The sequence below is a fragment of the Fulvimarina fulva genome, assembly GCF_039652615.1.
GTDB lineage: Bacteria > Pseudomonadota > Alphaproteobacteria > Rhizobiales > Rhizobiaceae > Fulvimarina.
In genome coordinates this window covers 342860-354827 of sequence record NZ_JBDJAC010000001.1, presented here as the reverse complement: position 1 = coordinate 354827, position 11968 = coordinate 342860, and the positions used below count along the sequence as shown (strand labels likewise).

Genomic DNA, 11968 nt, shown 5'->3' with positions numbered 1-11968 from the left:
GCACAGAACACAGATGGACAAGACGATGATCCTTTTTGGAACGAACCCGATCGCTTGGTCGAACGACGACGACTGGTCGATCGGCGATCACATCTCCCTCGAGGAATGCCTGGACGATTGCCGCAAGATCGGCTTCGACGGCATCGAGAAGGGCCACAAGATGCCGAGCGATGGCGATGAATTGAAGTCGGCGCTTGGTGTGTACGGACTGAAATTCGTCGGCGGCTGGCACTCGACCAACATCCTCGACACCGGTTCGACCATCGAGACCGAGATCGCGGCGATGAACGTTCATCTGGAAATGACGAAGAAGGCCGGCTCCGACGTCATCATCGTCTGCGAATGCTCCAACACTGTTCACGGCAACGATCGTGCTGCCGCGAATGACCGACCGATCATCGAGGAGGCAGACTGGCCGCGCTTCATGGACGCGATCAACGCGCTGGCGAGCCACGCGGCGAAACAAGGCGTTCGCTTCTGCTATCACCACCACACGGGCACCGTGGTGGAGAGCGCCGGCGACATCGATCGCTTCATGGCGCTCGCCGGTCCTGACACGAAGCTTCTTCTCGACACCGGCCACTGTACCGTCGGCGGCGCGGACCCCACCGCAGTCGCGGAAAAATACATGGACCGCGTCGGGCACATCCACTGCAAAAATGTCCGGCCCGAATTCCTGAAAATGCTGCGCGAAGAAAACCTCTCCTTCCTCGAAGGCGTGCGCCGGGGCATGTTCACCGTTCCGGGCGATGACGAAGGCTGCGTCGAATTTCTGCCGGTCCTGAAGGCTGCGGCGGAAGCCGGCTATTCCGGCTGGATCGTCATCGAGGCCGAACAGGATTCGGCCGTACGAGACCCGGTCCACTATCAGTCCATGGGCCTGAAGGCGCTGAAGGACATGTCACGCGAAGCCGGGCTGATTTCGTAGGATGTTCGACACGTCCAGCCCCTGGCTCCGACCACTCTGGCGGCGCCTGCTGATCACCGCCATCACGCTCGCCTGGGGCATCTTCGAGGCGGTGAACGGCAACACGTTCTGGGCGCTCGTCTTTCTCGGATCGGGCGCGTGGCTCGCCTGGAGCCTCATCATGACCTACGAACCCAAAACCGTCCCATCGAACGAAAAGCATGCTGAGAAGGACGAGACATGAGCCATCTTCAGAAGAAGCCCTTCGGCACCCACGGCAAGGTGCACCAGATCACGCCGGAGAGCGCGGGCTGGCGCTATGTCGGCTTTTCGCTCTACCGTCTGCGGGCCGGCGAGAGCGCGGCGGAGGCGACCGGCGAGCGCGAGGTGATCCTCGTCATGGTCGAGGGCAAGGCGCAGATAACCGGCGCGGGCGAGGATTTCGGCATCCTCGGCGAGCGCATGAACGTCTTCGAGAAGACCCCGCCCCATTGCCTTTATGTGCCACGTGACAGGAACTGGAGCGCGCTCGCCGAAACCGATTGCGTGATCGCGGTCTGCTCCGCGCCCGCCTCTGCAGATGCAGACTTTCCGGCCCGGCGCATTGGCCCGGAGGGTATTTCGCTGACAGAGCGCGGCAAGGGCACCAACACCCGCTACATCAACAATATCGCCATGGAAGACTCTCCCGTCGCGGACCGCCTTCTGGTAACGGAAGTCTTCACACCGGCCGGCAACTGGTCCTCCTATCCCAGCCACCGGCACGACGAGGATGATTTCCCGCGCATCACCTATCTGGAAGAAACCTATTATCACCGGCTCGATCCCGCCTCGGGCTTTGCCTTCCAGCGCGTCTATACCGATGACGGGTCGCTCAACGAGGTAATGGCGGTGAAAGACGGCGACGTGGTCTGCGTGCCTCGCGGCCATCATCCATGCGGCGCGCCTTACGGTTTCCAGATGTACTATTTGAACGTCATGGCCGGCCCCTTGCGAAAGTGGCGCTTTGTCGCCGCTCCGGAAGTGCAATGGATCATGAAACGCGACGCCTGATCATAAGGCGCGCAGCCAAAGCCCCTCTCCTTCGCCCGAACCTTTGGCGGGCGAGCCGGAGACGCCACTTGCAAATTCGCATTCGCTTCCGTTCGCGCCAGTTAACGGTGCACCCGCAAGGCGACGAACCGCGTTGCCGTCGGACTTGAGAAGGAAGCACGCGCTATGAGTGACGGTCAGAAAAAGCCGACAAAAACCAAGAAAACGAAGACCGAGACGGCCGACATAGCTCATAAGGCGGGCGATAAGGTCGAAGCTTATCGCGCCTTGTCTGAACGGATCGCATCAGGCGAACAGGTTGTCTCCCCGGTTTTCCTGGAGGGGCAGGCACGCCGGGAGCATGTGCGCTCGACGTTGCGTGAGGACCATGCCAACCGGATCGAGCAGCGCAACAAAGGAACGGAAGTAAAATTCGACGAACTTGCCGGCAACTTCTTCAAGTTCTATCGCGGTACAGCCCTTCTTTTCTATCGGGACATGGTGGGCGAAGATGCCGGCATGCCCTCCGTCATGGCGCTGGGTGATGTCCATCCGGAGAATTTCGGCGTCATGCCGGACGATCACGGCGCGCCTATTTTCGGTGTGAACGACTTCGACGAGACGATTTACGCCCCCTTCACCTGGGACCTGAAGCGAGGCGCGGTCGGCTTCTGGATCGGGGCTCGGGAGGCGGGAGGCCTTGGCCGCAAGAAACGACGCAAGGTCGTGAAAAAGTTCGTCAAGGGCTATCTCGAAGCGATGGCGGGCTATGCAAAGCACGACACCGAAAAGAACGACAGCTACCGGATGGACAACTCGCCAAAGGTGATCCGCCGCCTGTTCGAAGAAGCCTGGGAAGAGCGCCAGGAATGGCTCTGGGACGATTATCTCAAGCCTTCGGGACGCGGTTTCCGCGCCAGTGACGAACTGCAGCCGATTTCCGGTGAGATCGATAAATTCCAGAAAGCGATCGACGATCTGGCAAAGGCGAACGACATTGTCGACCTCGACCGGGCGGGCGAACTGAAGGTGAAGGATGTCTGCAAGCGCCATGGACAGGGAACGGCATCCCTGGGCCTGCCACGCTATTACGTCCTGATCGAGGGTCCATCGAAAGACGCGACCGACGATCTCATCATCGAATTCAAGCGCGCGCGAAAATCTGCCCTCGAAGGGCTGGTTCCCCCATCGAACTTCAATGCCGGTGATAAAGCCGACCGCATCAAACACGGCCAGGCCGTACAGCTTGCCCACGGTGATATTTTCTACGGCTCCGTCGAAATTGACGGAACGAGCTTCATGAGCCGCGAGCGAGCGCCCTTCCGCGACGACATCGATCTCGACGAGCTGAGTTACAGCACCTGGAAGGAATACGCGCGGACGTGTGGGGCCGCTCTCGCGCAAGCTCATGCGCTGTCCGACGATCTGGGTCAGATCGACTACGACGTGGAACCTTCGATCATAGCGGCGGCGAGCCCGCACAAGCTGTTCAAGGCCGATCTCGTCCGGTGGGCGGAAGAAGCGGCGGACCGGCTCGAAGCTGACCACAAGTTCTTTCGCGAAGACCACGCCATGGGCGCATTCGACAATGTCGAGATGGTCTATCGCTGAGTGAAAGAAGTGCCGGGCAAAACGGCGAATGAAGCTGTTTTGCCCGGCTGCCTCGATCGCGAACTCATTCGGCAAGCTGGATTGGCAAGCGCGTATGCTGCCTGAAGCAGTACCCGGTCAGGCCGGAACCTCGACCCTTGCCTCTTCGATAAGAGCCTTGATCTCGCTGCGACAAGAGCCGCAATTGGTGCCCGCATTCAGCGCCGCCCCCACGGCTTCGACGCTGGTTGCCTCGCCGGATGCAACAAGAGCCGCGATCTGATTGACCCCGACCGAAAAACAGGAACAGACGGTCGCACCCGGATCGGGACGGTCGGCAGGGCCACGTCCGGCCAGAAGCTCGGCCCGGCGACGGCCCATGCGATCGGTGAGACCGAGTTGGTTTATAGCCCAGTTTCGAGAAACGGAGACCGGCTTGGGCGAAATGTAGACAGCGCCCAGCAGCGCTCCTTCGGAAAACAGCGCAAAGCGCTGGGCTCCTGTCCGCCGGTCACGATAAGCCGCCATCTCACCGTCGGCGCCGCCACACAACGCACGCGCGAACGCGTCCGGATCTGCGAGGGCCGTATCGTCCGCCAGTTCAAGCCGCCAGCCGTTCTCGGTGCGCGCCGCCGCGGCATAGCCGGCCATGCCCCTGATCGCGTCAAGGTCGGGTCGCTCCTTCAAGATCGCAAAACCATACCAGAGTGCCGGATACCGCTTCAGGGAGACACCGCTCGATTTCAGCGCCGGCTGGCCGGAGACCGGATCGACATCCGGGCGGGCCAGCGGTCCGATCCGCGCCGAGGGGGCGTAGCGTCCGGTCCAGTGCATAGGGACAAAGCAATTCCCCCGCTTCTGCCGATCGGTGACGAGGGCGCGAACGATCGCTCTCCCCCGCGACGAGGTAACTGCGACGAGATCCGCGGCGTCGATCCCAAGGTCCTTTGCGTCACCCGGATGAATTTCCACGAAAGGCTCGGCGATATGGGCCGAGAGACGCGGCGAAAGCCCGGTTCGCGTCATGGTGTGCCAGTGATCGCGCACCCGGCCGGTGTTGAGCAGGAAGGGCGCGGTCTCGGTCTTCATCGCTGGCTTAACGGCGATGAAACGCGCGCGCCTGTCATCGTGGAAAAACCCGCCTTCGGCAAAGAAGCGCGTCTCGGAGGCTGCCGGATCGTTGCCTGCTAGGGCGGGCCATTGGACCGGCTTCATCAGGTCGTAACCGGCCTCTGAGAGCCCGGCGAGACCTCCGATATCGAAATCGCGGGAGCCATCATTCTCATGGGCCGAAAGGCGCGCATGCTCTTCGAATACAGCCGAGGCGGATGCGAATTCGAAACCCCCAAATCCCATGCGCTGCGCGACTTCTGCGAAGATCGCCCAGTCGAAGCGCGCTTCACCCGGAGGTGACAGGAATGGGCGCTGCCTCGAGATGCGTCGCTCCGAATTGGTCACCGTCCCGTTCTTTTCGCCCCAGGCGGCGGCAGGAAGCAGGATGTCGGCGAACGCGGTTGTATCTGTCTGGGCAGCAACGTCCGACACGACGACGAATGGGCAGGCTTCGAGCGCGGCCTTCACCCGGTCGGCCTCGGGCATGGAGACGACCGGGTTGGTCCCGGCGATCCAGAGCGCCTTGATCCGGCCATCGAGGACGGCTTCGAAAAGTTCGACCGCCTTGAGGCCGGGTTTCGTCGCGATATTCGGCGCGTTCCAGAACGCTTCGACCTTCGCGCGGTCCTCATCGTTCTCGATCGCCATATGGGCCGCAAGCATATTGGAAAGGCCGCCGACCTCGCGTCCACCCATGGCGTTCGGCTGACCGGTGATCGAGAACGGCCCCATTCCGGGGCGGCCGATCCGTCCCGTCGCAAGATGGCAGTTGATGATTGCGTTCACCTTGTCGGTGCCGAACGCCGACTGGTTGACGCCCTGGCTGTAGACGGTGACGACCTTCTCGGTGGCGATGAAGAGGTCGTAGAAGGCGAAAATATCGTGCCGGGATAAGCCTGTCAGTTCCGAAACGGTCTGGACGCGCATGGCGCGCGAGGCCCGCAGCGCATCGACGAACCCTTCGGTGTGACGCGAGACATAGTCACAATGGACTGCGCCCGCTTCCGTGAGGGCGTAAAGGAGGCCGGAAAACAGCGCCACGTCTCCGTCTGCGGCAATCGGCAGATGCAGATCGGCGATCTCGCAGGTTGCCGTCCGGCGCGGATCGATGACGACGATCTTCATGTCCGGCCGCTCGGCCTTGGCAGCCGCGATCCGCTGGAAGACGACCGGATGGCACCAGGCAAGATTGGAGCCGGTAAGAACGACGAGATCGGCCTGTTCGAGATCGCTATAGGTGCCGGGCACAGTATCGCTGCCGAAGGCCCGCTTGTGGCCGGCAACGGATGAAGCCATGCAGAGGCGGGAATTGGTGTCGATATTGCCCGAGCCGATGAACCCTTTCATCAGCTTGTTGGCGACGTAATAGTCCTCGGTCAAAAGCTGGCCGGACAGGTAGAAGGCAACCGAGTCCGGTCCGTGTTCCTCGATCGCCTGATTAAACGTGTCGGCAACCGTCTGTAGGACCGTGTCCCAATCGGTGCCTTGCCCGTTCATCATCGGTTGAAGGACACGCTCTTCCAGCCCCAGTGTCTCGCCGAGGGCTGATCCCTTGGAGCAGAGCCGGCCGAAATTCGCCGGATGGTCTGGATCACCTGCGATCGTGACGGAGCCATCGGCGCGAGGCGTTGCGAGAACCCCGCATCCGACACCGCAATAGGGACAGGTGGTCCTGACGGTCCGGTCGGCTTCGTCGGCGCGCTTCATTGTGCCACCATCCCTCTTGTGATGCGAACCGGAGGACGACCGGAGCACTTATTGGTGCCGTGGCTCCCGTGTCCTAAATTTCCCGATGTCAGGCCGCGACCTTCGTATTGGCCGCACGCGCCAGATCTTCGCCGCTCAGCTGAACCTCGCCGTTCACCAGGCGGACGCGGAACGTCCGCACCTCCCCTTCGTCCGGCCCCTGCGCCTCGCCGCTGCGCAGCGAAATCACCATGTTGTGGAGCGGACAGGTGACGCAGCCGTCATGGACGATCCCCTGGCTCAGCGGCCCACCTTTGTGCGGACAACGGTCCTCGATCGCGAACACCTCGTCCTCGGCATCGCGAAAGAGGCCGATGGTCGCAAACCCCGCCTCGATACGACGCGCGCCGAGACGCGGAATATCCTCGATGCGGCCGACGGTGATCCACGGACTGTCGATGAGCGTCATGATGCTGTCCCCTATTCCGCAGCCTGAGCGAATTCGAGCTTCGCCATCGGCTGGAACTCGTGCTTGTCCTTGCCCGAGACGCGCTCGGACCACGGATCGACCTGGGCAAATTTCTGAGAGAACACAAAACGATCGAAATAGGCGCGCCGCATGTCCGGGTGATCCATGATCTGCCGACGGATCTCGTCGAGACCGATGCGCTTGGCCCATTTGTAGATGCGCTCGAGATAATGGCCCTGCTCGCGATACATCTGGACGAGTGCCACGATATGTTCGAGCGCGTCGTCTTCGCTCTTCACCATGCCGAGGACTTCGGTGCCTTTGATGTCGAGGCCGGCGGCGCCCGCGAAGTGGATTTCGAAACCGGAGTCAACGCAGATGACGCCGACATCCTTGCAGGTCGCTTCCGCGCAGTTTCGCGGGCATCCTGATACGGCCATCTTCACCTTGGCCGGCGTCCAGGACCCCCACATGAACTTCTCGATGCGGATGCCGAGACCGGTCGAGTCCTGCGTGCCGAAGCGACACCAGTCGGTCCCGACACAGGTCTTCACGGTGCGCAGGCCCTTGGCATAGGCCTGACCGGAGACGAATCCCGCCTTGCCGAGATCGGCCCAGACGGCCGGAAGATATTCCTTCTTGATGCCCAGCATGTCGATACGCTGGCCGCCGGTGACCTTGACGGCCGGGATCTCGAACTTGTCGCAGACATCCGCAATCGCCCGGAGCTCGCTCGCCGATGTCATACCGCCCCACATGCGCGGGACGACCGAATAGGTGCCGTCCTTCTGGATGTTGGCGTGGACGCGCTCGTTGATGAAACGGGACTGGTAGTCATCGGCATATTCATCGGGCCAATCGGCGACCAGATAATAGTTGAGCGCCGGACGGCATTTCGCGCAGCCGTTGGAACTCGACCATTCGAGTTCCTGCATCACTTCGGGGATGGACTTCAGTTCCTTGGCGACGATCAGCCGGCGCACATCGTCATGGCTGAGCGTCGTGCAGCCACACATCGGCTTGACGGCATTCGTATCGAATGCATCCCCGAGGGTGAGGCCCATCAGCTGCTCGACCAGCCCGGTGCATGTGCCGCAGGAGGACGAGGCCTTCGTATGGGCGCGCACCTCGTCGAGCGAGGTCAGGCCCTTGGTCGTGATCGCGCCGGTGATCGTTCCCTTGCAAACGCCGTTGCAGCCGCAGATTTCCGCATCATCCGGCAAGGCTGCAACGGCCGCCGTAGGGTCCAGGGGGGACCCTCCCTGATAGGCCTGGCCAAAGATCAACGTATCGCGCATGTCATCGACCGGCGTCTTCTTCTTCATGAGATCGAAGAACCAGGAGCCGTCCGCGGTCTCACCATAAAGGACCGCGCCGATGATCCGCTCGTCCTTGATAACGAGGCGCTTGTAAACGCCGGCAGAGGCATCGCGCAGGACGATCTCCTCGCGGTCGTCTCCCTCGGCAAAGTCCCCGGCGGAAAAGAGATCGATGCCCGTCACCTTCAGCTTGGTCGAGAGGACCGAGCCGAGATAGGCGTCGTCGCACTCAGCCAGCAGATGCGAGGCCAGCACATTGGCCATATCGTAGAGCGGAGCGACGAGGCCGTAGCACGTGCCGCGATGCTCGACGCATTCGCCAAGCGCGAAGACGTCCGGGTCGGAGGTCCGCATATCGTCGCCGACGAGCACGCCGCGATTAACCTCCAGACCCGCATCCTTCGCAAGCTGTGTCGATGGCCGGATGCCGACCGCCATGACGACGATGTCTGCGGGAAGCTTCGTGCCGTCGGTGAGTTCGACGCCCTCGACATGGGTGTCGCCGTAGATCAGTTTGGTGTTGGCCTTGGTCAGTATCTCGATGCCGCGATCCTTGAGGGACTTCTCCAGAAGATAGCCGGCCGCCGGATCGAGCTGACGCTCCATCAGGGTCGGTTGCAGGTGAAGAACCGTCACCTCCATTCCGCGAAGGCGCAGACCCGCTGCCGCTTCAAGCCCAAGTAGCCCGCCACCGATGACGACGGCCCTTGCGCCGGGCGCTCCACAGGCCTCGATCATGGCGTTGGTGTCGTCGAGGTCGCGATAGGTGAGGACGCCGGGCAGATCCCGCCCCTCGACCGGAATGACGAAGGGCACCGAGCCCGTTCCGATCACGAGCTTGTCGTAAGGAACCTCGCCCTTTTCGCCGACGACCACCTTCCGGTCTCGGTCGATGGCGACCACCTTCTCGCCAAAACGGCACGTGACGCCATTGTCGGCATACCAGTTGTCGCTATGGGTGATGATTTCCTCATAGCTCTTTTCCCCGGACAGCACCGGCGAAAGCATGAGGCGGTTATAGTTGCCCCGCGGCTCGGCATTGAAAAGCGTGACATCGTATGCGTTCGGATCGGCCTCGATAAGGCGTTCGAGCACCCGGCCCGACGCCATTCCGGCGCCTATGACAACCAGTTTCTGCATGAGAATTCCTCAGTAATACCAGGCGACGACATGGGCGATCGTCCCGTTCCGAAAAAGCGGAACGGCGACCATCGAGCGATAGCCTGCGGTCAGAACGGCATTGTCTGTCTTGACGGTTGGAAGGCCGGAGCCGAGAACCTGGCCGATCGCGCCCTCCCACGCGCTGACGCGTTTCTCGTTTTCATGGCTCCAGAGAGCCCCCTCGCGCTGGCAGACGCCGTCGACGAGAACAGCCTGGCTCTCGCTCCCGGTCCGTGCCGCCCGCGCATCCCAGAGCTCGAAGCGTTGGGCGATCGGCGTGCCCAAAGCCGACAGAAGCGTCAGGATGAACGTTGTCCCCTCCGGCGACGCGACCGGAATGCCGAGCCCTGTCGTCAGGCCTGCCATCCCTGCGCTCTCGGCGCGGATGAAGCGATAACCCGAGCCGAGATCGCGCATGAGGATCGGGGTCTTGGCAGCCCACACACCACCGGGAAGACCCTGGCCGCGCGGGAAGGTCGTATGCTGGGACACCCATTCGAAATGCTTGGCTGCACCGTAATACCCATCGTCGAGAGCAAGCAGTCCCGCCTCCTCGCGCCAGACCTCGATCGCGCCGATCCGCTCCTCGCCATCGGAGCAAAGGACAACGACGATCGCCTTCAGTTCCTTGCCGTTGAAAATCGGAACGGCGACGGCGCTGGTGAGGCCGGCCTCGCGAGCGGCTTCCGCCCTTTTGAAATAGGAACCGTCGAAGGACTTCAGGACCACGGGGCGCGCTTCGGCCCAGGCCTTGCCGGGGAGCCCGACGCCTTTTGCAAAACTCTGCTTTTCGGAGACGGCGGCAAAATCGGACAGCGCTCCGTAGTCACCGCTCGACCAGACGAGTTCGCCGTCTTTCGGAACCCATATTTCCGTTGCCTCGACGAATGCCCGGTTGCCGTGCTGAACTGCGAGGGCGACACTCATGCAGCTTCCCTCTTGGCGCTGGCCGTCTTGTCCTTCTCATCCGCAGGTTCGGTCTTGCCCGGACCCGAATGCGCACCCTTCTCATATTCTTCGAGGAAGCTCAGGAGTTGCTCGCGGTAGAAGTAGTAGTCGGGGTGGTCGAGCAGTTCCTTGCGGGTGCGCGGGCGCGGCAGGTCGACCTTCATGATCCGGCCAATCTTGGCGTTCGGACCGTTGGTCATCATGACAACCCTGTCGGCGAGAAGGATCGCTTCGTCGACATCGTGGGTCACGCAGACCGTCGTCACCTGGGTGCGCTTCCACACGTCCATCAGCACGTCCTGCAGCTCCCAGCGGGTCAGGGAGTCCAGCATTCCGAACGGCTCATCGAGGAGGAGCAGCTTGGGCGAGAGCGCGAAGGCACGGGCAATGCCGACGCGCTGCTTCATGCCGTTGGAAAGATCGGCCGCCTTGCGGTGCATGGCATCGCCAAGACCCACCCGGTGCAGATAGTGCTCGACGATGTCCTTTCGCTCGGCGGGACTCGCCTTCGGATAAACCCGATCGACGCCCAGAGCCACATTCTCCCGCGCCGTGAGCCAGGGCATGAGCGAGGGCGCCTGGAAGACGACCGCACGATCGGGACCAGCTGAATCCACTTCCCGTCCGTCAAGCACGATACCGCCCGAAGAGATATCGTTGAGGCCGGCGGCCATGGAAAGAACCGTCGACTTGCCACAGCCGGAATGGCCGATCAGGGAGACGAACTCGCCCTTCGCCATCTGGAGATCGAAGCCGTCGACGACGGTCAGAGGCCCCTTCGGTGTCGGATAGACCTTTCGGACCTCGAAGAATTCGACATAGCGCTGTTCGATGGGCGAATGGGCCGCGCGCTTGTAGGCATCGGGCAGATCGGGCGCCGGCCGCTTCTTTTTCGAAGCAAGGTCGACCGGAATGATGTTGGGAAGCGCGACGGCATCGCCGGCCGCTTCGCTCACCGTATCGCCCTTTTCCATGAGATAATTCGTGACGTCCCGGCGGAGCCGCTTGAAGTCCTCGTTCGCATTCATCGCGGCCCGGTCGCGGGGTCGCTCAAGGGTGACGTCGAAGGAGGGACCGAGCGTCGCGTTTGGTCCCGGATCGAGCGGAATGATGCGGTCGGCGAGGAGGATCGCCTCGTCGACATCGTTCGTGATGAGAATGATCGTCTTCTTCTCGACCTGACTGATCTCGGCGAATTCATCCTGAAGCTTGGCGCGGGTGAGCGCGTCGAGAGCCGAAAGCGGCTCGTCGAGCAGAAGAATTTCCGGGCTCATGGCGAGTGCCCGCGCCACCGAAACGCGCTGGCGCATGCCACCGGACAGTTCGGCGGGCTTGCGCTCGGCCGCATGGGAGAGGCCCACCATATCGATATACTTCTCGACGCGGGCAGAACGTGCGGCTTTCGTTTCCTTTGAGAACACGCTGTCGACCGCAAGTGCGACGTTCCCGCGAACGGAAAGCCAGGGCATCAGCGAGTAGGACTGGAACACGAGACCGCGTTCCGGCCCTGGCCCCTTGACCTCAGCCCCCCGCATGAGGACCTTACCGGCGTCCGGCTCGATCAAACCGGCGAGAAGCGAAATCAGCGTCGTCTTGCCCGAGCCGGAAAATCCGACGATGGCGACGAACTCCCCTTCCCTGACACTCAGATCGACATCCTTCAGAATTTCGGCCCGGTTCTCGCCGTCGCCGTAATGCTTGGCGACGGCCTTCATTTCGATGATCGGTTCGGTGATCATTTGT

9 protein-coding genes are annotated in these 11968 nt (G+C 62.0%); 4 read left to right on the top strand and 5 right to left on the bottom strand.

From position 1 onward, the window contains the following. The first annotated feature begins 25 nt into the window (after window positions 1–25). The 4 genes from iolE (at window position 26) to ABDX79_RS01590 (ending at window position 3550) form a co-directional block, all read left to right on the top strand. Window positions 26–928, top strand: coding sequence for a myo-inosose-2 dehydratase (gene iolE / locus ABDX79_RS01605; RefSeq protein ID WP_346218504.1), 903 nt, complete (start codon window positions 26–28; stop codon window positions 926–928). A gap of 1 nt (window position 929) precedes the next feature. Then, window positions 930–1151, top strand: coding sequence for a hypothetical protein (locus ABDX79_RS01600; RefSeq protein WP_346218503.1), 222 nt, complete (start codon window positions 930–932; stop codon window positions 1149–1151). After that, the gene (gene iolB / locus ABDX79_RS01595; RefSeq protein ID WP_346218502.1) at window positions 1148–1960 is read left to right on the top strand and encodes a 5-deoxy-glucuronate isomerase; all 813 of its coding nucleotides are present in this window, start codon (window positions 1148–1150) and stop codon (window positions 1958–1960) included. The genes ABDX79_RS01600 and iolB overlap by 4 nt, the downstream gene beginning before the upstream one ends. A gap of 267 nt (window positions 1961–2227) precedes the next feature. After that, window positions 2228–3550, top strand: coding sequence for a DUF2252 domain-containing protein (locus tag ABDX79_RS01590; RefSeq protein WP_346218501.1), 1323 nt, complete (start codon window positions 2228–2230; stop codon window positions 3548–3550). Between the two features lie 117 nt (window positions 3551–3667). Here the strand turns inward: ABDX79_RS01590 and ABDX79_RS01585 are convergent, their stop codons facing one another. The 5 genes from ABDX79_RS01585 to ABDX79_RS01565 all read right to left on the bottom strand — a co-directional run bounded on the left by ABDX79_RS01585 (window position 3668) and on the right by ABDX79_RS01565 (window position 11964). Then, complete coding sequence (locus ABDX79_RS01585) at window positions 3668–6349, bottom strand: nitrate reductase (RefSeq protein WP_346218500.1); 2682 nt, start codon at window positions 6347–6349, stop codon at window positions 3668–3670. 88 nt (window positions 6350–6437) lie between these two features. After that, window positions 6438–6788 (bottom strand): nitrite reductase small subunit NirD, encoded by a 351-nt coding sequence (gene nirD, locus ABDX79_RS01580; protein ID WP_463671103.1) that lies wholly within the window; start codon window positions 6786–6788, stop codon window positions 6438–6440. 20 nt (window positions 6789–6808) lie between these two features. Then, complete coding sequence (nirB, locus tag ABDX79_RS01575; protein WP_346218498.1) at window positions 6809–9256, bottom strand: nitrite reductase large subunit NirB; 2448 nt, start codon at window positions 9254–9256, stop codon at window positions 6809–6811. 9 nt (window positions 9257–9265) lie between these two features. After that, entirely contained in the window at window positions 9266–10204 is a 939-nt protein-coding gene (locus ABDX79_RS01570) for a GAF domain-containing protein (RefSeq protein WP_346218497.1), read from the bottom strand. Beyond that, window positions 10201–11964 (bottom strand): ABC transporter ATP-binding protein, encoded by a 1764-nt coding sequence (locus ABDX79_RS01565; RefSeq protein ID WP_346218496.1) that lies wholly within the window; start codon window positions 11962–11964, stop codon window positions 10201–10203. The genes ABDX79_RS01570 and ABDX79_RS01565 overlap by 4 nt, the downstream gene beginning before the upstream one ends. Between the last annotated feature and the right edge of the window lie 4 nt (window positions 11965–11968).